Below are 24809 nucleotides of genomic sequence, written 5' to 3'. Positions count from 1 at the left end.
ACCAGTCGCGACCGACCGGAGGAACTGTGCAGACCGACATCGACCCGCGCGGCCTGATCGGGCGCAAGGCCTTCGACCGCGACGGCCACAGGATCGGCACGGTGGACGAGGTGTACCTGGACGATGCGACGGGCGTCCCGAAGTGGGCGGCCGTGCGGACGGGACTCTTCGGCCGTGACGCGTTCGTCCCGCTGGAGCCGAGCGGGCTCGTCGACGGCCACCTGCGCGTCCCGTACGGGAAGTCCCTGGTCAAGGACGCACCGGACCTCGGGGTGGGCCGGCACCTCTCGCCGGAACAGGAACTCCGGCTCCACCGGCACTACGACCTGCCCCTGCCGTCCGCACCCTCCCCGGACGTGGGCTCCGACACGCCGGCGGAGGGCAGCGGCTGACCACCCTCCGGCACCAGCGGCAGCGGGTCGGAAGGCTCCAGCTCCGGGTCGTCGGTACGGAAGGTCCGCACCCTGCCGGGCGCCGACCCGGGGCCCTCGAACCGCACGGTGACCCGGCCGAGCCCGCTGCCCTGCACCCACCCGGGCCCGTACACGGAGTGCCGCACGTCGGCTCCGGCGGCCCACCGCCGCTCCCCCGCCGGCTCCCCGCCGCCCGCACCGGCCCCGCCGCCGCCCGGCGCGGGCGGCGGCCCCTGCGGACCGGCGGCGTCCTCCTCCGCCCCCGTGGGGGCCGCCGGCACGTCGCCGCGGGGACCGGACACGGCCCGGGAACCGTCGGCCGACGCCTGGGCGAACAGGTCCTCCTGCGTGAAGTCGGCCAGCCCGCTGACCCCCACACCGAGCAACCGCACCCCGCCCGTCGTGTCGACGGCGTCGAGCAGCCGGGCGGCGGCCTCCCGCACCACCACGGGGTCGTCGGTCGGGCCGCGCAGCGTCTCGGAACGGGTCAGCGTCGAGAAGTCGTACCGCCGCACCTTCAGCACCACCGTGCGCCCCGAGCGACCGGCGGCCCGCAGCCGGCGCACGCACCGCTCGGCGAGCCGTTCCACCTCCCGCCGCACCCGCGCCCGGTCGTGCAGGTCCACGTCGAAGGTGTCCTCCACCGAGACCGACTTGGCGTCCCGCTCCGCCACCACCGGGCGGTCGTCGCGACCCAGCGCCATCGCGTACAGCGACGTCCCGTGCGCCCTGCCCAGGAGCCGTACGAGCTCGTCCTCGCCGGCCTCGACCAGGTCGGCGACCGTCGCCATCCCGGCCCGCCGCAGGTGCTCCTCGGTCGCCGGCCCGACACCGGGCAGCGTCCGCACCCCCATGGGCGCCAGCAGTGCCCGCTCCGTCCCCGGTTCGATGAGCACCAGGCCGTCCGGCTTCGCCCTCTCGGAACCGATCTTCGCCAGCATCTTGGAGCCCGCCAGCCCCACCGATCCGGTCAGCCCGGTCACGAGGCGGATGTCCCGGCGCAGCCGCTCCCCCACCACCCGCGCCCCCTCCGCGTCGTACGCGGCGCCCCCGGCCTCCAGGTCGACGAAGGCCTCGTCGAGGCTGAGCGGCTCCACCAGGGGCGACAGTCCTCCCAGCAGTTCCATGACCCGCCCGCTCACCGACCGGTACACGGAGAAGCGCGGCACCAGGTAGGCGGCGTTCGGCGCCAGCCGCCTGGCCTGCGTCATGGGCATCGCCGACCGCACGCCGAACCGCCGTGCCTCGTACGACGCGGTCGCGACGACCCCGCGCGGTCCCAGGCCGCCCACGATCACGGGCTTCCCTCGCAGACTGGGCTTCGCCGCCTGCTCGACGGCGGCGAAGAACGCGTCCATGTCCAGGTGCAGGATGGTCGGCGCGGCTCTCACACCCCGATGCTGCCCCACGACACCGACAGGCGCCCCGCGCGGACGGCGGGGGGCACACCTCTCAGACGGCCCGGTCGCGCCTGCGGCGGGCCAGTTCGTCGGCCGGGTCGTACCCGACGAGCGTCTCGCCGGTGTCCACCCGTTCGCCGTGCAGTTGCGACAGCGCCGCCTCGACGTCCCGCCACACCACGCCGACCGCGATCCCGAAGATTCCCTGTCCGCCTTGGAGCAGGTCCACGACCTCGTCGGGCGACGAGCACTCGTACACCGTCGCGCCGTCGCTCATCAGCGTCATGCGCTCCAGGTCGGGCAGGCCCCTGCCGCGCAGGTGCTGCACGGCGGCCCGGATGTTCTGCAGGGCGACACCGGTGTCCAGGAACCGTTTGACGATCTTCAGGACGACGACGTCGCGGAAGCTGTACAGGCGCTGCGTCCCCGACCCGTGGGCGGGCCGGACACTCGGCTCGACCAGCCCCGTGCGGGCCCAGTAGTCGAGCTGCCGGTACGTGATGCCGGCGGCCGCGCACGCCGTGGGGCCCCGGTACCCGACGACGCCGGTCGCCGGCTCGGCCGCACTTCCGTGAAGCGGATACGGCCCGCCCTCCGCCGGACTCCGTCCGGGGGACCCCCTGCCGTACCGTCGCCGCTGCTCGTCACGCCGACCCTCCGTCCTCGACCTGCCACATCGACGGTAGGCAGTCCCCAAAGGCGCGTCAACGATCGCCACACTCGCCACGCCGGGTGATAATCACCCCGAGAGCGGTTTGACGTGTCCCGCCTCCGGGAAACGCTACTCGAATGCGCCGCGGAACACGGTGGGCGCGCCCCGGGCCCAGGAGCACGCCGCCCCCGCGCGCCCCGACCACGGCCCGGCCGCGGTCACTGGTTGCCGGTGCCGAAGTCCTCGGGGGAGATCTGGTCCAGGAACTCGCGGAACTTCTCCACCTCGTCCTCCTGCTCGTCCGGGATCGCGATCCCGGCGTCGTCGAGGACGCCGTCGCTGCCGAAGATCGGCGTTCCCGTGCGCAGCGCCAGCGCTATGGCGTCGGAGGGCCGGGCGCTGACCTCGACGCCGCTGGCGAAGACCAGCTCCGCGTAGAAGACCCCTTCGCGGAGGTCCGTGATCCGGACCTCGGTCAGTTCCTGGCCGACGGCTTCGAGCACGTCCTTGAAGAGGTCGTGGGTGAGCGGCCTGGCGGGAGTCATGCCCTGCTGGGCGAAGGCGATCGCCGTCGCCTCCCCGGGGCCGATCCAGATCGGGAGGTAGCGTTCGCCTCCCACTTCACGCAGGAGCACGATCGGCTGGTTGGACGGCATTTCCACCCGGACACCGACAACATCGAGCTCGTTCACACAGCAACCCTAGGACGTGCCGCACCGGTTTGGATAGTCGGGTTCCGCCAAGGTCAGGGGAACCGGATCCCGAGGGCCGACCGGACGAGGGCCGCGTGCAACCGGACGGACAGCGCGGCCAGCTCCCTGACGGTGGCCTCGGCGTGCGCCCGGGTCTGCGGGTTGCGGTGCCGCCGCAGCGGCGCGACGACCTGCTCCACCAGCCCCGCCTCACGCTCGGCGGCGGCCTTCACCGCCCGCAGGTGCCGGGGCTCCAGCCCGTGTCGGCCCAGCTCGGCGACGAGCTTCGCGACCGTCACCGCATCGGCCCCGTAGCCGCCGTCCGCGGCGGGGGCGACCAGCCCGTACGACTCCCACTCGGCGAGCTCCTCCTCGCTCGCCCCCGCGGCGGCGAGGAGCTCGGCGCGGCCGACCCGCGCGGCGGCGCCGAGCTCCTCGTCCGGCTCCCAGGGGCTGCCGCCGTCCGGCGGCCCGCCGCGCGGCCCCCGGACCGGCGGGGCGACCCGCTCGCCTCGGGCCAGGGCGTCCAGGTGCTCCCGGATGACCCTCAGCGGCAGGTAGTGGTCCCGCTGCATCCGGAGGATCAGCGCCAACCGCTCCACGTCGCCCGGGCTGAACTTCCGGTACCCGGACGCCGTCCGCTGCGGCTCGACCAGTCCCTCCGCCTCCAGAAAGCGGATCTTGGAGATGGTGACCTCGGGGAACTCCTCCCGCAGCTGGTTGAGGACCGTACCGATGCTCACCAGCCGGCCACCCGAGTCGGCGGTGCCGTGGCCGGCACCGCCCGTCGGTGTTCGCCGCATGGACCTTCCCCGTTCCCCAGACAGCGCCTGGGAGAGGCTCAGACGCCCCGCTGGCTCGTGTAGAAGACCAGTCGGTACTTGCCGATCTGCACCTCGTCACCGTTGGTGAGCTGGACGGCGTCGATCGGCTCGCGGTTGACGTAGGTGCCGTTGAGGCTGCCGACGTCCGCGACGGTGAAACTGCCGTCAGCCGCCCTGCGGAACTCCACGTGGCGACGGGACACGGTCACGTCGTCCAGGAAGATGTCGCTCTGGGGGTGGCGGCCCGCGGTCGTCAGGTCGCCGTCGAGGAGGAATCGGCTGCCCGAGTTCGGTCCGCGCCGCACCACGAGCAGCGCCGAGCCCAGCGGCAGTGCCTCCACCGCTGCCTGCGCCTCGGGCGACAGCGACGGCAGCGGCACCTGGCCGGTGGCCTCGCCGTCGTACGCCTCGAGCCCCGAGATGGAGATCGTCGACGTCGTCTCCGACGCGCGCTCCGCGGGGGCGCCGCCCCGCAGCGGTGCCCCGCAGTGGGAGCAGAACCGACTCGCCTCGGCATTGCGGTGTCCGCACCGCGTACACACCGGCATGGCCCCATCCTCCTGCCGCGGCCCGGCCGCGTGGACGCTGGTCGCGTACGGGTCGGAACCTATGGGGCCGGAACCGGCAGGGTCAACGGAGGACGCGCCCCGCCCGCCCGCGGCGTCACCGCCCAGACCGGCGGCGACCTCGTCGCGGAAGAGCGGACGCCCGGCGTCCTGCTCCTCGCTCTGGCCGTGCTGCGGCGCGCGGCGCCCGGCGTTGCCGCCGTCCTCGCGTGCGCTCTTGCCGAACAACTTCGCAAACAACTTCACGGGCGATTCCCCTTGAACGAAACAGACCCGCCCGTGGGGCAGGACGAACTCCGCATGAACACACCTGCCGACCCGGACACCTGCACAACGTCCGTATCCTCCGGACAGTTTCCACCACGTACCGCGCTTTTGATACGGCGACCCCCCGCAACCTCCCTACCCGGACGACCGGCCGTCCGACGCCTCCGCGGCCCTCCGGCCACGGGAGCGGTTCCCGTCCCGCCTCCCCCGTCCGGTCCGGCCCCTCGGACGTTCCCCCGCCGCACGGCTCCCACACGTCCCGGCCTCACCGCGATGACGACCGAGCGTAGTCAGGCCGCTTCGCCGGCCGCAAGGCGTCGACGACGATCTTCTCCGAGCGGGTCACGGTGGCCTTGGCCTGCTCCTTCTCCAGGGTCTGCACGATCCCGCCGGGAATGTTGAGCGCGGGCTCCAGGTCCTGAGGCCTGCCGATGACGCGGAAGCCGTACGGCGGAGTGATCCTCCGCCCGTCCACCTCGACGGCCCCGGCCTCTCCGGAGAAGTACGAGTCCGCGACGACCCGCACGCCGTTGACCTGGATGGCCTCGGCGCCGGCGGCGCGCAGCTCCTGGATCGTGTCGAGCAGCTTGTCCGGCTCGACCGCCGTGAGCGGGTCCTCGACGGTGAACGTGATGCCGGGGCCCTCCGCCGCCACGGTCCCGGCCAGGACGCCCAGTTGACGCGCCCTCTCCTGGGTCTGCCTGCGGGCCTCCTCGGCCTGGTCGGAGCTGTTCTCCAGCTCCCGCCGCTGCGCCTCCAGCCGGGTCTTCTCGTCCTCGAGCCGCTGACTGCGGTCGTCCAACTCGTCCAGGATGCGGATCAGGTCCTCCTGGCGGGCACCGCGCAGCGCGCTGTCGTCGCTGGTGGAGCGCACCTGGATGGCGAGCCCCAGACCGAGGCCGAACAGCAGCAGCGCGACGACGAGTTGCGCGCGGGTGACCCTCGGCGGCCACAACCCGGCGATCAGCCGCTGCCGACCGGTCGTCCCCGCGGCCTCCGTCTCCGCCGCCTCCGGCCGCCGCGGCCCGTGAGGGGTGTGGTCCTCGTTGCTCATCGGCCTCACGCCCGGAACACGTGCCGCCGGATGGCGGCCGCGTTGGAGAAGATCCTGATGCCGAGGACGACCACGACACCCGTGGACAACTGCGCCCCGACGCCCAGCTCGTCGCCGAGGAACACGATCAGCGCGGCCACGACGACGTTCGACAGGAAGGAGACCACGAAGACCTTGTCGACGAAGATCCCGTCGAGCATGGCCCGCAGCCCGCCGAAGACCGCGTCCAGCGCGGCGACGACGGCGATCGGCAGGTAGGGCTCGACCACCGCCGGCACCTCGGGCCGGATCAACAGTCCGACCGCGACTCCCACGACGAGGCCCAGTACGGCGATCACGATGTGCCCTTCCCTGTGTCGGCCGCGCCCTGCCCGTCACCCGTACCGGCTCCGGAGGTCCTCGGCTGTGCTGTACGTACGATCAGGCTCGCCGCCGCCGGCAGGCCGACCCGGTCCTGGGCGGAGACGCTGCTGCGGATGCCGAAGTTCTCCTTCAGCGCGTGCAGGTAGCGGCCGTCCGCGCTGTCCTGGAAGCGGGCGCCGAGCCGTTTGCGGTCCCCGACCGCGAGTACCGTGTACGGCGGTACGAGCGGCTTGTTGTCGACCAGTATGGCGTCACCGGCCGCCCTGATCGCGGACAGGGCGGTCAGCCGCTGGCCGTTGATCGCGATGGCCTCCGCCCCGGACTGCCACAGTCCGTTCACGATCCGCTGCATGTCCCGGTCGCGCACCCGGCCGGTGTCGGCGAAGCCGCTGTCCCCGCGCGGACCCCCGCCGCCCTCCGCGGCACCCTTCGCGTCGTCGACGACGAGCTTGACCCCGGGTCCGGTCACCTCGGTCGCGCCCGAGAGCAGCGCCACGAGGGCACCGCGGTCACCGCCGTGCTCCTGGAGCGCCGCGCGCTGCCGCTCCCCGACCTCACCGCGCAGTTGCTCGATGCCCTCCTCCAGACCGTCCACAGCAGCCGTCTCGGCCTGGATGCGGTCGATGAGTTCCTCACGCTCCTTGGCCACCACGGGCGCCGACACCCGTGTCTGGGCGGCACCGAGCGTGACGACGGCCGCCGCGAGGACGAGCCCGGCCGCGAGGCCCAGCCTGGCCCTCAGCGTACGGGGCGGACCGCCGCCCTCGGCGGCCCGGCGGGCGGCCGCCTCCGCGTACCCGTCATCGAGCGCGTGGTCCATCACATTGGTCAGCAGCGACATCGACGCGTCGGGACGCGGAGGCGGGGATCCGGTGCTCCGAACGGGGGGTTGCTGCGACATGCCGCACATCGTCGCACGTCGCAGCGACTACCGCCGAATGGCCCCACCGGTGTGCCGGACACGGTCGTACGATCGGTCCGGCACACCGGCCCTTCGGCCGGCCCGGGCGCTACCGCCCGGCGCCCTCCACCACCGCGGCCCACTCGTCGAGGAGCGCCCGGGCGGATTCGTCGTCGGGGCCTTCCGCCCACAGGTGGGTGACGGCCTCGGCCGGATCGGGCAGGACGAGCACCCACCGGCCGTCCGCCTCCACAACCCTCACTCCGTCGGTGGTGTCCACGTGCCGGTCGCCGGCGGCTTCGACGACCCGCCGCATCACCAGTCCCTTGACGGCCCACGGCGTGGCCAGGTCCCGCCGCAGCACATGGGCGCGGGGGATGCGCGCGTCGATCTGGCTGAGGGTGAGCTGGGTGCGCGCGACCAGGCCGATGAGGCGCACGAACGCGGCGGTGCCGTCGAAGACGCTGCTGAACTCGGGGACGATGAACCCGCCCCGGCCGTCGCCGCCGAAGATGGTGGACTCCTCGCGCCCGACCCGGGTCAGGTCGTCCGGTGAGGTGGTCGTCCAGTCGACCTGGGTGCCGTGGTACGCGGCCACCTGCTCGGCGATCCGGGTGGTCGTGACGGGCAGGGCGACCCGGCCGCTGCGCCGTTCGGCCGCGACCAGGTCGAGCAAGACGAGCAGCGCCCGATCGTCCTCGATGATCCGACCGCGTTCGTCGACGAGCGACAGTCGTTCGCCGACGGTGTCGAACCGCACACCGAACGCGGCCCGTGCGGACGACACGATCTCACCGAGCCGCACGAGCCCGGCCCGGCGGGATTCGGCCGACTCGGTGGGCCTCGACTCGTCGAGGCCGGGGTTGATCGTCAGCGAGTCGACGCCGAGTCGCCCGAGGAGGCTCGGCAGGACGAGCCCCGCGCTGCCGTTGGAGGCGTCGACGACGATCTTGAGTCCCGCTTCGGCGACGCCGGTGGTGTCGACGCTGCGCAGGAGGGCGCCGGTGTACTGGTCGAAGACGCTCGACGGGAAGCTGAGGTCGCCGATCTCGCCGGGGAAGGCCCTCCGGTACTCCTGGCGTGCGTAGACGCGGTCGAGCTTCCGCTGCCCGGCCTGGGACAGGTCGGCGCCGCGCTCGTCGAAGAACATGATGTCGACGGAGTCCGGCACGCCCGGAGTGGTCCGGATCATGATGCCGCCGGCGCTGCCCCGCGCGGTCTGCTGGCGTGCCACCGGCAGGGGCACGTTCTCCAGGTCTCGTACGTCGATGGCGCTGGCCTGCAGGGCGGAGATCACGGCCCGCTTCAGAGCCCGTGCGCCTCGGGAGTGGTCGCGGGCCGTGGTGACGGTCGCACCCTTCTTCAGGGTGGTGGCGTAGGCGCCGGCGAGCCGGACGGCGAGTTCGGGGGTGATCTCGACGTTGAGGATGCCGGAGACGCCGCGCGCGCCGAAGAGGTGGGCCTGGCCGCGGGATTCCCAGATGACGGAGGTGTTGACGAAGGCGCCGGCCTCGATCGTCTTGAAGGGGTAGACCCGGACGTTCCCCTGGACGATCGACTCCTCACCGACGAGGCATTCGTCGCCGATGACGGCACCGTCCTCGATGCGGGCGGCCCGCATGATGTCGGTGTTCTTGCCGATGACGCAGCCGCGAAGGTTGCTGTGCGGCCCGATGTAGACGTTGTCGTGAACGACGGCCTTGTGCAGGAAGGCACCGCTCTTCACGACCACGTTGGACCCGACGACGGTGTGTTCGCGGATCTCGACGCCGGCTTCGACCTTCGCGTAGTCACCGATGTAGAGAGGCCCGCGCAGAACCGCGTCGGGATGTACCTCGGCGCCTTCGGCGACCCAGACGCCGGGGGAGATCTCGAAGCCGTCGAGTTCGACGTCCACCTTGCTTTCCAGGACGTCGGCCTGAGCCTTCACGTAGCTTTCGTGGGTGCCGACGTCCTCCCAGTAGCCCTCGGCGACGTAGCCGTAGATCGGCTTCCCTTCCTTCATCAGTTGCGGGAAGACGTCGCCGGACCAGTCGACGGGCACGTCCGGCTGGACGTAGTCGAAGACTTCGGGCTCCATGACGTAGATGCCCGTGTTGACGGTGTCGGAGAAGACCTGCCCCCAGGTGGGCTTCTCGAGGAACCGTTCGACGCGGCCTTCGTCGTCGACGATGGTGATGCCGAACTCCAACGGGTTCGGCACACGTGTCAGGCAGACGGTGACCAGGGCGCCCTTCTCCTTGTGGAAGGCGATGAGGTCGGTCAGGTCGAAGTCGGTGAGGGCGTCTCCGGAGATGACCAGGAACGCGTCGTCCTTCAGTGCCTCTTCGGCGTTCTTGACGCTGCCGGCGGTGCCGAGTGGCTTCTCCTCGTGGGCGTAGGTGAGCTCCATCCCGAGCTCTTCGCCGTCACCGAAGTAGTTCTTGACGAGCGAAGCGAGGAACTGCACGGTTACGACGGTCTCGGTGAGCCCGTGCCTTTTGAGCAGGCGCAGCACGTGCTCCATGATCGGTCGGTTGGCGACCGGCAGGAGCGGCTTGGGCATGCTCGAGGTCATGGGGCGAAGTCTGGTGCCTTCGCCCCCGGCCATCACGACGGCCTTCATGTCGGAAGCGTCCTCCTTGCAGAGACGACGATCTGGCCGATTTCCCCCGTCTTCGCTACGGCGTCCGGCGCCCCACCGGCGTCGGTCTCGCCCTGTGAGGTAGGGAAGCAGGGTTATTCGGCTGCGGTTTCCGCCTTGACGAGTCGGCGGACTTGGATCACGTAGAGGATCCCTGCCCACCAGTAGAGAGTTGTACCCCATCCGGCGAAGGCCCACCCGAAAACTTCAGCGAGTGACGCAAGCCACGTGTCGCCGTCGCTGAGCAGCAGCAGCGGGAAGGCGTACATCAGGTTGAATGTGGCGGCCTTGCCCAGGAAGTTCACCTGGGGGGGCGGATAACCGTGGCGGCGGAGGACACCCACCATCAACAGCAGCATCGCCTCGCGTGCGAGGAGCACCGCTGTGAGCCAGAGCGGCAGGATGTCCCGCCAGGTCAGGCCGACGAGTGTGGAAAGGATGTAGAGACGGTCGGCCGCGGGGTCCAGAATGCGCCCGAGGCTGCTGATCTGGTTCCACTTCCGAGCGAGCTTGCCGTCGAGGTAGTCGCTGACACCGCTCAGTGCGAGGACGAGGAAGGCCCAGCCATCACTGTTGGGGCCACCGAGCTCGGGGCGGAGAATGAGCCACAGGAAGAGCGGCACACCGATGAGCCGGGCCATACTCAGGATGTTGGGGATGGTGAGGACCCTGTCCGTCTGGACGCGGGTCTCCTGGACCTCCACCCGAGGGCCTCCTGTGGGAACGTGCCGATGCTGCCCCCTGACCTTACCGTCAGCTCGAGCCGACCTGCATAGGGGGGTCTGACAGCGATCGGCCTGCGGAAGAAACGTGGGAAAGCCCCGCACCGTCAGGTGCGGGGCTTTCCCGTCTCAAGAATTGTTCGGCGGTGTCCTACTCTCCCACAGGGTCCCCCCTGCAGTACCATCGGCGCTGAAAGGCTTAGCTTCCGGGTTCGGAATGTAACCGGGCGTTTCCCTAACGCTATGACCACCGAAACACTATGAAGATACCGACACTCCACCGGCACACCGGGAGGTCGTTCCTTCAGAACAACACAGTGGACGCGAGCAACTGAGGACAAGCCCTCGGCCTATTAGTACCGGTCAACTCCACCCATCACTGGGCTTCCATATCCGGCCTATCAACCCAGTCGTCTACTGGGAGCCTTACCCTCTCAAGGAGGCGGGAACACTCATCTCGAAGCAGGCTTCCCGCTTAGATGCTTTCAGCGGTTATCCCTCCCGAACGTAGCCAACCAGCCATGCCCTTGGCAGAACAACTGGCACACCAGAGGTTCGTCCGTCCCGGTCCTCTCGTACTAGGGACAGCCCTTCTCAATATTCCTACGCGCACAGCGGATAGGGACCGAACTGTCTCACGACGTTCTAAACCCAGCTCGCGTACCGCTTTAATGGGCGAACAGCCCAACCCTTGGGACCGACTCCAGCCCCAGGATGCGACGAGCCGACATCGAGGTGCCAAACCATCCCGTCGATATGGACTCTTGGGGAAGATCAGCCTGTTATCCCCGGGGTACCTTTTATCCGTTGAGCGACGGCGCTTCCACAAGCCACCGCCGGATCACTAGTCCCGACTTTCGTCCCTGCTCGACCCGTCGGTCTCACAGTCAAGCTCCCTTGTGCACTTACACTCAACACCTGATTACCAACCAGGCTGAGGGAACCTTTGGGCGCCTCCGTTACCCTTTAGGAGGCAACCGCCCCAGTTAAACTACCCATCAGACACTGTCCCTGATCCGGATCACGGACCCAGGTTAGACATCCAGCACGACCAGAGTGGTATTTCAACGACGACTCCACCCCAACTGGCGTTGAAGCTTCACAGTCTCCCACCTATCCTACACAAGCCGAACCGAACACCAATATCAAACTGTAGTAAAGGTCCCGGGGTCTTTCCGTCCTGCTGCGCGAAACGAGCATCTTTACTCGTAGTGCAATTTCACCGGGCCTATGGTTGAGACAGTCGAGAAGTCGTTACGCCATTCGTGCAGGTCGGAACTTACCCGACAAGGAATTTCGCTACCTTAGGATGGTTATAGTTACCACCGCCGTTTACTGGCGCTTAAGTTCTCAGCTTCGCCCCACCGAAATGGAGCTAACCGGTCCCCTTAACGTTCCAGCACCGGGCAGGCGTCAGTCCGTATACATCGCCTTACGGCTTCGCACGGACCTGTGTTTTTAGTAAACAGTCGCTTCTCGCTGGTCTCTGCGGCCACACCCAGCTCCGAGTGCAAGACTCATCACCAGACATGGCCCCCCTTCTCCCGAAGTTACGGGGGCATTTTGCCGAGTTCCTTAACCATAGTTCACCCGAACGCCTCGGTATTCTCTACCTGACCACCTGAGTCGGTTTAGGGTACGGGCCGCCATGAAACTCGCTAGAGGCTTTTCTCGACAGCATAGGATCATCCACTTCGCCACAATCGGCTCGGCATCAGGTCTCAGCCTTCACGTGCGACGGATTTACCTACCACACGGCCTACACCCTTACCCCGGGACAACCACCGCCCGGGCTGGACTACCTTCCTGCGTCACCCCATCACTCACCTACTACCAGTCTGGGCCACCGGCTCCACCACTCCGCACTTGTCCGAAGACGCACACGGCGGTTTCACGGGCTTAGCATCGCTGGGTTCAGCGCTGACGCTTCAAAGCGGGTACCGGAATATCAACCGGTTGTCCATCGACTACGCCTGTCGGCCTCGCCTTAGGTCCCGACTTACCCTGGGCAGATCAGCTTGACCCAGGAACCCTTAGTCAATCGGCGCACACGTTTCCCACGTGTGTATCGCTACTCATGCCTGCATTCTCACTCGTGAACCGTCCACAACTCGCTTCCACGGCTGCTTCACCCGGCACACGACGCTCCCCTACCCATCACAGTCCCCGTTAGGAGTATGTACTGCAATGACACGACTTCGGCGGTACGCTTGAGCCCCGCTACATTGTCGGCGCGGAATCACTTGACCAGTGAGCTATTACGCACTCTTTCAAGGATGGCTGCTTCTAAGCCAACCTCCTGGTTGTCTCTGCGACTCCACATCCTTTCCCACTTAGCGTACGCTTAGGGGCCTTAGTCGATGCTCTGGGCTGTTTCCCTCTCGACCATGGAGCTTATCCCCCACAGTCTCACTGCCGCGCTCTCACTTACCGGCATTCGGAGTTTGGCTAAGGTCAGTAACCCGGTAGGGCCCATCGCCTATCCAGTGCTCTACCTCCGGCAAGAAACACACGACGCTGCACCTAAATGCATTTCGGGGAGAACCAGCTATCACGGAGTTTGATTGGCCTTTCACCCCTAACCACAGGTCATCCCCCAGGTTTTCAACCCTGGTGGGTTCGGTCCTCCACGAAGTCTTACCTCCGCTTCAACCTGCCCATGGCTAGATCACTCCGCTTCGGGTCTTGAGCGCGCTACTACACCGCCCTATTCGGACTCGCTTTCGCTACGGCTTCCCCACACGGGTTAACCTCGCAACACACCGCAAACTCGCAGGCTCATTCTTCAAAAGGCACGCAGTCACGAGGGTCCGAAAACCCCGACGCTCCCACGGCTTGTAGGCACACGGTTTCAGGTACTATTTCACTCCGCTCCCGCGGTACTTTTCACCATTCCCTCACGGTACTATCCGCTATCGGTCACCAGGGAATATTTAGGCTTAGCGGGTGGTCCCGCCAGATTCACACGGGATTTCTCGGGCCCCGTGCTACTTGGGTGTCTCTCCAACGAGCCGCATGAATTTCAGCTACGGGGGTCTTACCCTCTACGCCGGACCTTTCGCATGTCCTTCGCCTACCCATACGGTTTCTCACTCGTCTCACAGCCGGCAGACCATGAAAAAGAGATCCCACAACCCCGCACACGCAACCCCTGCCGGGTCTCACACGTATACGGTTTAGCCTCATCCGGTTTCGCTCGCCACTACTCCCGGAATCACGGTTGTTTTCTCTTCCTGAGGGTACTGAGATGTTTCACTTCCCCTCGTTCCCTCCACACTGCCTATGTGTTCAGCAGCGGGTGACAGCCCATGACGACTGCCGGGTTTCCCCATTCGGACACCCCCGGATCACAGCTCGGTTGACAGCTCCCCGGGGCCTATCGCGGCCTCCCACGTCCTTCATCGGTTCCTGGTGCCAAGGCATCCACCGTGCGCCCTTAAAAACTTGGCCACAGATGCTCGCGTCCACTGTGCAGTTCTCAAGCAACGACCAGCCACCCACCACCCCCAAGCCACACCTGGAGTTCACTGGGACCGGCATCGCAGAAGGGCAAGCAAACACTCGCACCCTCAGACACCCAACAGCGCGCCCAACACCCCCGGCCCCTCCCCGTGTTCCACGCCGAAGCAGTACTAACAAAGGAAGATCCCGAGTGTGCCGAATAGTCAACGTTCCACCCATGAGCCACCAGCACCGGACGTTCGCCGATGTACTGGCCTCTGACCAGACCAGACGGCCTGGTAAGAAGTGCTCCTTAGAAAGGAGGTGATCCAGCCGCACCTTCCGGTACGGCTACCTTGTTACGACTTCGTCCCAATCGCCAGTCCCACCTTCGACAGCTCCCTCCCACAAGGGGTTGGGCCACCGGCTTCGGGTGTTACCGACTTTCGTGACGTGACGGGCGGTGTGTACAAGGCCCGGGAACGTATTCACCGCAGCAATGCTGATCTGCGATTACTAGCGACTCCGACTTCATGGGGTCGAGTTGCAGACCCCAATCCGAACTGAGACCGGCTTTTTGAGATTCGCTCCACCTCACGGTATCGCAGCTCTTTGTACCGGCCATTGTAGCACGTGTGCAGCCCAAGACATAAGGGGCATGATGACTTGACGTCGTCCCCACCTTCCTCCGAGTTGACCCCGGCGGTCTCCCGTGAGTCCCCAGCACCACAAGGGCCTGCTGGCAACACGGGACAAGGGTTGCGCTCGTTGCGGGACTTAACCCAACATCTCACGACACGAGCTGACGACAGCCATGCACCACCTGTACACCGACCACAAGGGGGCACCCATCTCTGGATGTTTCCGATGTATGTCAAGCCTTGGTAAGGTTCTTCGCGTTGCGTCGAATTAAGCCACATGCTCCGCCGCTTGTGCGGGCCCCCGTCAATTCCTTTGAGTTTTAGCCTTGCGGCCGTACTCCCCAGGCGGGGAACTTAATGCGTTAGCTGCGGCACGGACGACGTGGAATGTCGCCCACACCTAGTTCCCAACGTTTACGGCGTGGACTACCAGGGTATCTAATCCTGTTCGCTCCCCACGCTTTCGCTCCTCAGCGTCAGTATCGGCCCAGAGATCCGCCTTCGCCACCGGTGTTCCTCCTGATATCTGCGCATTTCACCGCTACACCAGGAATTCCGATCTCCCCTACCGAACTCTAGCCTGCCCGTATCGAATGCAGACCCGGAGTTAAGCCCCGGGCTTTCACATCCGACGCGACAAGCCGCCTACGAGCTCTTTACGCCCAATAATTCCGGACAACGCTTGCGCCCTACGTATTACCGCGGCTGCTGGCACGTAGTTAGCCGGCGCTTCTTCTGCAGGTACCGTCACTTGCGCTTCTTCCCTGCTGAAAGAGGTTTACAACCCGAAGGCCGTCATCCCTCACGCGGCGTCGCTGCATCAGGCTTGCGCCCATTGTGCAATATTCCCCACTGCTGCCTCCCGTAGGAGTCTGGGCCGTGTCTCAGTCCCAGTGTGGCCGGTCGCCCTCTCAGGCCGGCTACCCGTCGTCGCCTTGGTGAGCCGTTACCTCACCAACAAGCTGATAGGCCGCGGGCTCATCCTGCACCGCCGGAGCTTTCCACCACCATCGGATGCCCGAAGCGGTCGTATCCGGTATTAGACCCCGTTTCCAGGGCTTGTCCCAGAGTGCAGGGCAGATTGCCCACGTGTTACTCACCCGTTCGCCACTAATCCCCCACCGAAGCGGGTTCATCGTTCGACTTGCATGTGTTAAGCACGCCGCCAGCGTTCGTCCTGAGCCAGGATCAAACTCTCCGTGAATGCTTCCCGGTCATCCGGGCAAACACCCGCGTTGAGCGGGACCGGAAGAAGGAATGATCCTCCCGATCCACAGCATCCTCGCTGTGTTCTTCAAAGGAACCACGTCTCACAGAGACGGGGTTATCAACATATCTGGCGTTGACTTTTGGCACGCTGTTGAGTTCTCAAGGAACGAACGCTTCCCTCGTACTCACCCTCTCGGGCTTTCCTCCGGGCGCTTCCCTTTGGTTTCTCCAGCCTAGCAGATCCGTTTACCGTCTCCGCCACCCGCTGGAGCGGGCCACCGGACCGTTCCCCGCTTTCGCGTTTCCCTTTCCGGCGATTCCGACTCTATCAAGGATTTCCCGATCCCCTGACCACGCCTTCATCGACTTGCACACAGAAGTGTGGGTCAATAGCGGTATAGACCAGTTAGAATCTCGCCCTGACGGCGCCGCTGCCACACCTCGGCTTCGTCACGCCGGGCGTCAGGCAGGCCTACGACAGTACTCCTGCCCATGAGTCAAGGCAAATCACCCCGCGTCCCCGCGCCCGTCAGCTGGGGCCTCCCGCGCGGAACCGGAACTCTCCGTGACATACGCTCTGAAGAGCATACTTTTCACTACGGATAGTAACGATCGTACTCAGTCCCCATCCTCTGGGAGGTCCCGCATGACCACCGTGACGTCGCCCCTCGCCGGACGTGCCGTCGGACTCGCCGCCGTACCCGATCCCGTGTTCTCCGGGGCGATGGTCGGACCGGGCACCGCCATCGACCCGGTGCGCAAGCCGTCGACGGCCGTCTCGCCCGTCGACGGGGTCGTGGTCTCCCTCCACCCGCACGCCTTCGTCGTCGTCGACGGCGAGGGGCGCGGAGTGCTCACTCACCTCGGCATCGACACCGTCCAGCTCAACGGGGAAGGCTTCGAGCTCCTCGTGGGGAAGGGCGACACCGTCACGCGCGGCCAGGGGATCGTCCGCTGGAACCCGGCCGCCGTGGAGGAGGCCGGCAAGTCCCCGATCTGCCCGGTCGTCGCACTGGACGCCGCCCGGAGCGCGCTCGACGGACTGCGCGAGGACGGCGACCTGAAGACCGGCGAGACGCTCTTCGTCTGGCGGTGACAGCACGCCGTCCACGCGGCGGCGGTAACGGGACGTTCCTCAGGCGACGGCCGCGGCCGCGGCCGCGGCACGATCGGAGACGGGTGAAGATGGAGACCACGCTGCGCGGCGTCGGTGTGAGCCACGGTGTGGCGATCGGCGAGGTACGGCACATGGGTACGGCGGTACTGGAACCGCCGGCCAGGCGGATCCCCGCCGAGGAGGCGGAACGGGAGCGGGGACGTGCCCGTCAGGCCCTCGAGGCGGTGGCGGCCGACCTGGCGGCCCGGGGCAACCTGGCCGGAGGCGAGGCCCAGCACGTACTGGAAGCGCAGGCCATGATGGCGCAGGACCCCGAGCTGGCCGCCGACGTGGAGCGGCGCATCGCCGTGGGTTCGACCGCCGAGCGGGCCGTGTACGACGCGTTCGCCGCGTACCGGGCGCTGCTGGCGGGTGCCGGGGAGTACCTGGCGGGCCGGGTCGCCGACCTCGACGACGTGCGGAACCGGATCGTGGCGCGGTTGCTGGGCGTGCCGATGCCGGGGGTGCCGGACAGCGACGAGCCGTACGTGCTGATCGCGCGGGACCTGGCGCCGGCGGACACGGCGCTGCTGGATCCGTCGCTGGTGCTCGGGTTCGTGACCGAGGAGGGCGGACCGACCAGCCACAGCGCGATCCTGGCGCGGGCGCTCGGCGTGCCGGCGGTGGTGGCGCTGCCGGGGGCGTGCGAGCTGGCGGAGGGCACCGTGGTCGCCGTGGACGGCGGTACGGGTGAGGTCTTCGTCGAGCCCGGCGACGAGAGGCGGGCCGGGATGGAGCGGACGGCGCGGGAGCACAGGGCCGCCCTGACGGCGTCGACCGGTCCCGGTGCCACGGCGGACGGGCACGGGGTGCCGCTGCTGGCGAACATCGGCGGGCCGGCGGACGTGCCGGCGGCGGTGGAGGCGGGAGCCGAGGGCGTCGGGCTGTTCCGCACGGAGTTCCTGTTCCTGGAGGACGGCGAGCGGGCGCCGTCGGAAGGGAGGCAGGTCGAGGAGTACCGCAAGGTGCTGGAGGCGTTTCCGGGGGTCGGGTCGTCGTACGGGTGCTGGACGCGGGTGCGGACAAGCCGCTGGCGTTCCTGGCGCCGTCGGACGAGCCGAACCCGGCGCTCGGTGTGCGGGGGCTGCGGGCGCTGCTGGGCCGTCCGGAGGTGCTGCGGACGCAGTTGGCCGCGCTGGCGAAGGCCGCCGAGGGACTGCCGGTGCACCTGGAGGTCATGGCGCCGATGGTGGCGGACCGGGCGGACGCGAGGGCGTTCGCGGAGGCGTGCCGCGAGGCGGGGCTGCGTGCCGCGCCCGGTGTGATGGTCGAGATCCCGTCGGCGGCGCTGCGGGCGCGGTCGATCCTGCGGGAGGTCGACTTCCTGTCGCTGGGCACGAACGACCTCACGCAGTACGCGTTCGCGGCGGACCGGCAGGTGGGCGCGGTGTCGCGGTTCCAGGATCCGTGGCAGCCGGCGCTGCTGGACCTGGTCGCGGCGGCCGCCGAGGCGGCGCGTGCCGAGGGCAAGGGGTGCGGCGTGTGCGGTGAGGCCGCGTCCGACCCGCTGCTGGCGTGCGTGTTGACGGGCCTGGAGGTCACCTCCCTGTCGATGGGTGCGGCGTCGATCCCCCGTGTGCGGGCGACGCTGGCGAGGTACACGCTCGCGCAGTGCGAGCGGGCGGCGGCCGCGGCGCGCGCGGCCGACTCGGCGGAGGAGGCGCGGGTCGCCGCGCAGGCGGTGCTCTCCGGGGAGTGAGACCGGGCTGCCGGGGATGAGGGGCCTTCCCGCGGTCGGGGAGGCCCCTTCCCCTGTCCCCGGTCAGTGGTGGTCGGGGCGGCCGTCGTCGGGGGCGAGGTCGAAGCCCGCGCGGTACTCGACGCCCGGCTCGGGCGGGAGGGGCTCGCCGGTGTCGGCGTCGGTGCAGTAGGCGTTGAAGACCTCGGCCTCGGTGAGGGGGACGAGGCGGCCGTGGTCGAGGCGCCAGCCGTGGAGGCGATCGGGGGTCCCGGGGGCGCTGGTGCGCAGGACGAGTCCGCCGGGGGTGGCGCGTGCGAGGCCGGCGGCGAGGACGGTGAGGAACTCCGTGCCCTCGGCGGAGTCGAGGCGGGCGGGCTCGGGGGCCGTGCGGTCGGTGCGCAGGACGGCCAGGAGTTGTTCGTCGGCGGCGGGGACGCTGCAGACGAGCTGGTGGGCTCCGGGTCCCGCCCCGTCGAGGATGCGCAGGACGGCGCGGGACGCCTGCTCGAAGGCGGCGCGGCCGATGTCCCGACCGCAGTCGGCGCACTGGCCGGCGTCGTCGAGGAGAAGGGCGGCGTACTCGCGGGTGGCGTGGCGCACGGCGGCTTTGACGAGGAGGGGCACGAGCTCGTCGACGGGTTGTCCGGTGTAGGCGACGCGGACGCCGCTGGCGGCGATCTCGGCGGTGTACCGGGTGCGGCTGGCGCGGGTGTCGGGGTCGAGGCCGGTCTGGGCGCAGTAGGCGGCGTACTCCTCGGGGTCGAAGAGGGTGACGGTGGTGTGGGTGCCGTCGGCGGCCAGGGTCTTGAGGAGGCGCTCGGCCTCGCGGAGGTAGGCGGGGTGGTCGTCGAAGGTGAAGGTGCGGTACCGGCGCATGGCCGCGAAGTCCTGCGCGTCGGCGAGGATGCCGAGTGTGGCCGGGGCTTCGCGGCGCAGCGCGTGCCGCAGGGCTGTGGTGCCGGTCGTGTGTGCCATCGGTCCCCCTGGTGATCGAATGTCGCCCGATGCTCACACAGAGTAATCAGGGGGACTGACAGCGGTGGTGGCTCGGTCAGTTCGCGGGGGATGGGACGCGTCGGCGGGCGAGGTCCTCGTAGAAGCGGAGGAGGTCGAGGTCGTCGACGGAGCCGGGGTTGACCGCCTTGTCGAGGGGGGTGCCCTGGAAGAGGCGTTTGACGGGGACCTCGATGCGCTTGCCGGTGAGGGTGTGGGGGACGCCGGGGACCGCGACGATCTCGTCGGGGACGTGGCGGGGTGAGAGTTCCGCGCGGATGGTCCGCTTGATCCGGTCGGTCAGGGCCTCGTCGAGGACGGCGCCGGCGGCGAGGTGGACGAAGAGGGGCATCCAGTAGCCGCCGTCGGGTTCCTCCACGCCGATGACGAGGGATTCCCTGATCTCGGGAAGGCGTTCGACGGCTTCGTAGATGTCGGCGCTGCCCATGCGGACGCCCTGGCGGTTGAGGGTGGAGTCGGAGCGGCCGTGGATGACGACGGAACCGCGGTCGGTGAGGGTGATCCAGTCGCCGTGGCGCCAGACGCCGGGGTACACGTCGAAGTAGCTGTCGTGGTAGCGGCTGCCGTCGGGGTCGTTCCAGAAGTGGATCGGCATGGACGGCATGGGGTTGGTGACGACGAGTTCGCCGACCTCGCCGACGAGGGGCTCGCCCCGGGGGTCCCATGCCTGGAGGTCGGTGCCGAGGCAGGGGGCCTGGAGTTCGCCGATGTGGACGGGGAGGGTGGGGACGGCTCCGGCGAAGCAACTGCACACGTCGGTGCCGCCGCTGACGGAGGCGATCCACAGGTCGGCGCCGTTCTCGGCGAACTCGTCGTGGAGCCAGCGGAAGCCGTCGGGCGGGAGGGGGGAACCGGTGGTGGCCACGCACTTGATCCGGGACAGGTCGTGGTCGCGGGAGGGGTGGACGCCGGCCTTGCGGCAGGCCATGACGTAGGCGGCGGAGGTGCCGTAGAGGGTGGCCCCGGTGCGTTCGGCGACGCGCCACTGGGCGTCGACGGAGGGGTGGCCGGGGCTGCCGTCGTAGAGGACGACGGTGGTGCCGGTGAGGAGGCCGGAGACGAGGAAGTTCCACATCATCCAGCCGGTGGAGGTGTACCAGAAGAACACGTCGTCGGGGCCGAGGTCGCAGTGGAGGCCCAGCTGCTTGAAGTGTTCGAGGAGGATGCCGCCCTGGGACTGGACGATGGCCTTCGGCAGGCCGGTGGTACCGGAGGAGTAGAGGATCCACAGCGGGTGGTCGAAGGGGACCTGCTCGTACCGGGGGGCGGCGGTGCCCGAGGTGAGGGCGTCCCACTCCAGGGCGCCCCCGGGTGCCTCGGTGCCGAGGAGGGGGATGTGGACGACCGCGCGGAGCGTGGGCAGCTCGCGGCGGAGCTCGGCGACGGTGTCGCGGCGGTCGTGTTCCTTGCCGCCGTAGCGGTAGCCGTCGACGGTGAACAGGACGACGGGTTCGACCTGCTGGAAGCGGTCGAGGACGCTGCGGGCGCCGAAGTCGGGGGCGCAGGAGGTCCAGACGCCGCCGACGGCGGCGGTGGCGAGGAGGGCGGTGACGGCCTGCGGGACGTTGGGCAGGTAGCCGCTGACGCGGTCGCCGGGGCGTACGCCGAGGGCGCGGAGCTCGGCGGCGAGGGCGGCGACCTGGCGGCGGAGGTCGGCCCAGGTGACGGGCGTCGGCTCGTGGGTCTCGTCGACGTGGAGCAGAGCGGGTGCGTCGGGGCGGTCGTCGGCGGCGCGCAGGGCGTGCTCGGCGTAGTTGACGGTGGCCCCCGGGAACCACTGGGCGCCGGGCATGACGCGGTCGCCCAGCACGCGCGCGCAGGGGGTGCCGAAGCGGACGTCGAACCACTCGGTGACGGCCTGCCAGAAGGTGTCGAGGTGGTCGACGGACCAGCGGTGGAGTGCCGGGTACCCGCCGTCGGCGGGGGCTCCGTGGCGCTCCGCCGCCCATGCCTGGAAGCGGGTGACCGCGGCGGAGGCGATGCGGTCCCGGTCCGGCTGCCAGAGCGGCTCGGGCGGCTCGGAGTGCGCTGTCGCTGACGTCGATGTCATGGAGTGTGCTCCCTGGCTGTACGCGGATCTGCGTGTGTCCCGCGCACGGGCTGGGTGTGCGCGCGACGCGGCTGACAGGGACGATGCCACGGGAGCGTGTTTCGCACCAGCTCCCCCCTCCCCTGGACGGTTGGTTGAACATGTGGCATCACTCCAGGTGAACGGTGGTTGAACGCCTCACGCACGCGTCTCGGCGGGTGGCAGGGTGATCGACATGTACGGTCGTGAGCTGGTGCGTTCGATGTGGGTGTTCGGCAGGGTGCGGGGTCCGCGGGCCCTCCGGTCGGTGTGGCGGCACCGGAGGGCGGACGCGGCGGGGCTGCCTCCGCGGGGTCCGGAGCGGGCCCGGGTACCGGGCCGGGTGGTGGGGGTGGAACCGCTGCCGGGCGGGGGGTCGTGCGGTTCGCCCGGTCCGAGTTGCGGGTGTGCGTGACGGGTGGGGCCGCGGTGTTCTGGGGGTGGGACGGGGCGGAGCCGTATCCGTCGTACGCGCTGGCGGGCGAGGTGCCGGAGCCGGACGCGCGCGTGGTGCTGGAACCGGACACGGAGGGCGGCTGGCGGGTCGTGGCCGAGCGGGTGACGGTCTCGGTGTCGCGCAACGGGGCGGTGGAGGTGCGCACACCGGGCGGGGTGGTGCTGCGGCGGGACCTGCCGCCCCGGTGGTGGGAGCCGGTGGACGGGGGCGGGGCCCGGTGGGTGCAGCGATCGGAGGTGCCGGCGGACGCGCGGTTCTTCGGGCTCGGGGGGCGGTCGGCGGGACCGCGGCTGCCGGACGGGACGTACAGGCTGTGGAACACCGCTCCGCGGGGGTCTTCGGGCCGGGGGCCGATCCGCTGGGCGTCACCATGCCGGTGCAGTGGGTGGTGGCGGACGCGGGGGCCCATCTGGCGTTCTACGACAGCACGTGGGACGGGCGGGTGTCGTTGCGGGAGGGCGAGGAGGGCGCGGGTTCGGGCCACGACCGCCCGGGGCTGAGCGAGGTGCGGATGAGCGGGGGGCCGTTGCGCTGCTGGGTGGTGGTGGGGTCCCCGGCGCGGATAGCGCACGGCTGGGCGCAGTTGACGGGAGCGCCCGCGGTGCCGCCGGCGTGGGCGCTGGGGCCGCAGCACGCCCGGTGGGGGTCGGGGGCGCCGAGGAGGTGCGGCGGGCGGTGGACGGCCACCGGGAGCGGGGGCTGCCGCTGTCGGCGCTGCACCTGGGCGCCGGCCACCACGACGGATACCGGGTGTTCACGGTGGACCGGAAGCGGTTCCCGGATCTGCCGGGTCTGGCGGCGGAGCTGCGGGAGCGGGGGGTGCGGCTGGTGTCGGCCGTGGGCCCGGCGGTGAAGGCGGAGCCGGGCGGGACGGTGTACGAGGGGGAGCGCGCGTGGGGGCGCGGGGCGCGTTCGTGCGGGACCCGCGCGGACGGGTGGTGCGGGGGCGGGGTGGCCGGGCGCGTGCGCGTACCCGGACTTCACGGACCCCGCGGTGCGGGAGTGGTGGGGCGGGCTGTACGGGGAGCGGCTGGCGCAGGGCTTCTCGGGGGGTGTGGCACGAGATGGACGAACCGGTGTCGTTCGCCCCGGTCGGCGAGATGACGCTGCCCCGGTCGTCGCGGCACGCCCTGGAGGGCCGGGGCGGTGACCACCGGGAGGCGCACAACGCGTACGGGCTGGCGATGGCGCGTGCCGGGTACGAGGGGTTGGCGCGGCTGCGACCGGAGGAGCGGCCGTTCCTGCTCTCCCGGTCGGGGTGGGCGGGGATGCAGCGGTACGGCGGGGCGTGGTCGGGGGGCGTGGCGACGGGCTGGCCGGGGCTGCGGGCGTCGCTGTCACTGGTGCTGGGTCTCGGGTTGTGCGGGGTGCCGTACTCCGGGTCCGACGTGGGCGGTTCCGGTGGGCGTCCCTCGCCGGAGCTGTACCTGCGGTGGTTCCAGCTGGGGGCGTGGCTGCCGCTGTTCCGCACGCACGCGGCGGTCGACGCGGGGCGGCGCGAGCCGTGGGAGTTCGGACCGGAGGTGCTGGAGTGCGCGCGCGGGCGCTGGAGGAGCGGGAGCGGCTGCGTCCGTACTTCGTGACGCTGGCGCGGCTGGCCCGGTTGACGGGGGCGCCCTACGTGCGGCCGCTGTGGTGGACGGCGCCGGAGGACCGGCCCCTGCGGGACTGCGGGGACGCGTTCCTGCTGGGGGACGCGCTGCTGGTGGCGCCGGTGCTGGAGCCGGGCGTAGAGCGGCGGGCGGTGCGGCTGCCGCGGGGCCGCTGGTACGACGCGGTGACGGAGCGGGTGTACGAGGGGCCGGGGCAGGTTGTGGTGGAGGCGCCGCTGTCGCGGGTGCCGGTGCTGGTGCGGGCGGGCGCGGTGGTGCCGGTGCGGGGGGAGGGCGGGGCGGTCGCGCTGGAGGTGTGGGCGCCGGCGCCGGGTCGTTCGGGCGGCGGTCTCACCGTGCGGGACGTGGGTGACGGGTGGGAGCGGGTGGAGCTGGAGCGGTACGTGTCGCGGTGGGAGGGGGACGAGGTGCGGGTGGAGCGGGTGACGGATGAAGGCGCCGTGGCGGTCGGGCCGGAGGGGATACGGGTGCGCGGCCTGGACGGGTGCCGCTAGTCCGTACGGGGCCGGCCGTAGGCGCCGGCGAACCACTTGCGGGCCGCCTCGGTGTGCAGGGGGAAGGCGAGGCGGTCCGGGGCGTACAGGACGTGGTGGCCGGTGGTCTCGGCGGTGGGGGCGGAGGGTGGCAGGGAGCTCGCGGGGCGTTCGGGCAGGAGGCCGAAGAGGAGGAGGTGGCCGCCGGGTGAGCTCATGGCGTCGGCCAGGCGCACGTCGTGGGCGGACGCCTCGGCACCGGTCTCCTCGCGGAGTTCCCGGACGACGGCCTCCCGCCAGTCCTCGGCGTGGTCGATGAAGCCTCCGGGGAGGGCGGTGCCGCCCCGTTCGGGTTCGACGGCGCGGGTGACGACCAGCAGGCCGGTGCCCCGCGGGCCCGCGACGGGAAGGAGGGCGACCGCGACGGGGAGGGGGTTGCGGTAGGCGGTCGTCGCACAGGCGGGGCAGGTGCGGGGCCAGGGGGCGGCGGGGTCGGCGAAGGGGGTGCCGCACTGGGCGCAACGGGTGTTCTGCACGGGCCGCACTGTACCGATCGGCGCAGCGGCTGGTAGACGGTCC

At 69.6% G+C, this 24809-nt stretch carries 15 protein-coding genes, 3 rRNA genes and 2 pseudogenes; 4 read left to right on the top strand and 16 right to left on the bottom strand.

Annotated features, from left to right (window positions below; all coding sequences use genetic code 11):
- Positions 1 to 26: 26 nt before the first annotated feature.
- Positions 27 to 392: a PRC-barrel domain-containing protein gene (locus LUW75_RS21710; RefSeq protein WP_250337104.1), complete on the top strand. Its 366-nt coding sequence runs from the start codon at positions 27 to 29 to the stop codon at positions 390 to 392.
- Here LUW75_RS21710 and LUW75_RS21705 read toward each other — a convergent pair.
- The 13 genes from LUW75_RS21705 to LUW75_RS21645 all read right to left on the bottom strand — a co-directional run bounded on the left by LUW75_RS21705 (position 320) and on the right by LUW75_RS21645 (position 15763).
- Entirely contained in the window at positions 320 to 1804 is a 1485-nt protein-coding gene (locus LUW75_RS21705) for a DNA polymerase IV (RefSeq protein ID WP_250337103.1), read from the bottom strand. The genes LUW75_RS21710 and LUW75_RS21705 overlap by 73 nt on opposite strands.
- Positions 1805 to 1865: 61 nt before the next feature.
- Entirely contained in the window at positions 1866 to 2510 is a 645-nt protein-coding gene (locus LUW75_RS21700) for a MerR family transcriptional regulator (protein WP_250337102.1), read from the bottom strand.
- 173 nt (positions 2511 to 2683) lie between these two features.
- Positions 2684 to 3157 carry a bifunctional nuclease family protein gene (locus LUW75_RS21695; RefSeq protein WP_250337101.1) on the bottom strand — a complete coding sequence of 158 codons (474 nt, stop codon included), beginning with the start codon at positions 3155 to 3157 and terminating at the stop codon, positions 2684 to 2686.
- A gap of 53 nt (positions 3158 to 3210) precedes the next feature.
- On the bottom strand, positions 3211 to 3960 hold the full coding sequence (gene ftsR, locus LUW75_RS21690; RefSeq protein WP_250337100.1) for a transcriptional regulator FtsR: 750 nt from the start codon (positions 3958 to 3960) through the stop codon (positions 3211 to 3213).
- Between the two features lie 38 nt (positions 3961 to 3998).
- Positions 3999 to 4793, bottom strand: coding sequence for an FHA domain-containing protein (locus LUW75_RS21685; RefSeq protein WP_250337099.1), 795 nt, complete (start codon positions 4791 to 4793; stop codon positions 3999 to 4001).
- 286 nt (positions 4794 to 5079) lie between these two features.
- Positions 5080 to 5868 carry a DUF881 domain-containing protein gene (locus LUW75_RS21680; protein ID WP_250337098.1) on the bottom strand — a complete coding sequence of 263 codons (789 nt, stop codon included), beginning with the start codon at positions 5866 to 5868 and terminating at the stop codon, positions 5080 to 5082.
- A gap of 5 nt (positions 5869 to 5873) precedes the next feature.
- Positions 5874 to 6206 (bottom strand): small basic family protein, encoded by a 333-nt coding sequence (locus tag LUW75_RS21675; protein ID WP_250337097.1) that lies wholly within the window; start codon positions 6204 to 6206, stop codon positions 5874 to 5876.
- Positions 6203 to 7132, bottom strand: a complete 930-nt coding sequence (locus tag LUW75_RS21670) for a DUF881 domain-containing protein (RefSeq protein WP_250337096.1) — start codon at positions 7130 to 7132, stop codon at positions 6203 to 6205. Before LUW75_RS21670 ends, LUW75_RS21675 begins: the two co-directional genes overlap by 4 nt.
- Positions 7133 to 7241: 109 nt before the next feature.
- Positions 7242 to 9737 carry a mannose-1-phosphate guanyltransferase gene (locus LUW75_RS21665; RefSeq protein ID WP_250337095.1) on the bottom strand — a complete coding sequence of 832 codons (2496 nt, stop codon included), beginning with the start codon at positions 9735 to 9737 and terminating at the stop codon, positions 7242 to 7244.
- A 113-nt stretch (positions 9738 to 9850) separates the two neighbouring features.
- On the bottom strand, positions 9851 to 10459 hold the full coding sequence (locus tag LUW75_RS21660; RefSeq protein ID WP_250337094.1) for a CDP-alcohol phosphatidyltransferase family protein: 609 nt from the start codon (positions 10457 to 10459) through the stop codon (positions 9851 to 9853).
- A gap of 156 nt (positions 10460 to 10615) precedes the next feature.
- Positions 10616 to 10732 (bottom strand): 5S ribosomal RNA (rrf, locus tag LUW75_RS21655).
- Positions 10733 to 10810: 78 nt separating this feature from the next.
- Positions 10811 to 13927: ribosomal RNA gene (locus LUW75_RS21650) — 23S ribosomal RNA — on the bottom strand.
- 308 nt (positions 13928 to 14235) lie between these two features.
- Positions 14236 to 15763 (bottom strand): 16S ribosomal RNA (locus tag LUW75_RS21645).
- Together the 16S, 23S and 5S rRNA genes form the textbook arrangement of a ribosomal RNA operon.
- Positions 15764 to 16414: 651 nt before the next feature.
- On the opposite strand from LUW75_RS21645, the gene LUW75_RS21640 reads away from it, so the two are divergent.
- Both LUW75_RS21640 and ptsP read left to right on the top strand, forming a co-directional pair.
- On the top strand, positions 16415 to 16864 hold the full coding sequence (locus tag LUW75_RS21640) for a PTS sugar transporter subunit IIA (protein ID WP_250337093.1): 450 nt from the start codon (positions 16415 to 16417) through the stop codon (positions 16862 to 16864).
- Positions 16865 to 16953: 89 nt separating this feature from the next.
- A pseudogene (ptsP, locus tag LUW75_RS21635) lies at positions 16954 to 18623 on the top strand (phosphoenolpyruvate--protein phosphotransferase).
- Positions 18624 to 18686: 63 nt separating this feature from the next.
- On the opposite strand, the gene LUW75_RS21630 reads toward ptsP, so the two are convergent.
- Complete coding sequence (locus LUW75_RS21630; protein WP_250337092.1) at positions 18687 to 19580, bottom strand: hypothetical protein; 894 nt, start codon at positions 19578 to 19580, stop codon at positions 18687 to 18689.
- A gap of 76 nt (positions 19581 to 19656) precedes the next feature.
- A complete protein-coding gene (locus tag LUW75_RS21625; RefSeq protein WP_250337091.1) occupies positions 19657 to 21669 on the bottom strand; it encodes an acetoacetate--CoA ligase in 2013 nt (670 codons plus the stop codon).
- Between the two features lie 214 nt (positions 21670 to 21883).
- Here LUW75_RS21625 and LUW75_RS21620 point away from each other — a divergent pair.
- Positions 21884 to 24251 (top strand): annotated as a pseudogene (locus LUW75_RS21620) (glycoside hydrolase family 31 protein).
- Here the strand turns inward: LUW75_RS21620 and LUW75_RS21615 are convergent.
- Entirely contained in the window at positions 24248 to 24766 is a 519-nt protein-coding gene (locus tag LUW75_RS21615; protein WP_349816448.1) for an NUDIX domain-containing protein, read from the bottom strand. The pseudogene LUW75_RS21620 and the gene LUW75_RS21615 sit on opposite strands and share 4 nt — an antisense overlap.
- Positions 24767 to 24809: the final 43 nt, after the last annotated feature.

Origin of the sequence: Streptomyces sp. MRC013, from assembly GCF_023614235.1 — a bacterium.
GTDB lineage: Bacteria > Actinomycetota > Actinomycetes > Streptomycetales > Streptomycetaceae > Streptomyces.
The sequence above is the reverse complement of the archived record's forward strand: the minus strand, read 5'-3'. Positions and strand labels throughout refer to the sequence as shown.

What these genes read in the sequence shown, in the direction of transcription:
- LUW75_RS21670 (WP_250337096.1), bottom strand. Translation starts at nt 7,132, where the DNA reads ATGTCGCAGCAACCCCCCGTTCGGAGCACCGGATCCCCGCCTCCGCGT.
- ftsR (WP_250337100.1), bottom strand. Translation starts at nt 3,960, where the DNA reads ATGCGGCGAACACCGACGGGCGGTGCCGGCCACGGCACCGCCGACTCG.
- LUW75_RS21640 (WP_250337093.1), top strand. Translation starts at nt 16,415, where the DNA reads ATGACCACCGTGACGTCGCCCCTCGCCGGACGTGCCGTCGGACTCGCC.
- LUW75_RS21665 (WP_250337095.1), bottom strand. Translation starts at nt 9,737, where the DNA reads ATGAAGGCCGTCGTGATGGCCGGGGGCGAAGGCACCAGACTTCGCCCC.
- LUW75_RS21625 (WP_250337091.1), bottom strand. Translation starts at nt 21,669, where the DNA reads ATGACATCGACGTCAGCGACAGCGCACTCCGAGCCGCCCGAGCCGCTC.
- LUW75_RS21630 (WP_250337092.1), bottom strand. Translation starts at nt 19,580, where the DNA reads ATGGCACACACGACCGGCACCACAGCCCTGCGGCACGCGCTGCGCCGC.
- LUW75_RS21680 (WP_250337098.1), bottom strand. Translation starts at nt 5,868, where the DNA reads ATGAGCAACGAGGACCACACCCCTCACGGGCCGCGGCGGCCGGAGGCG.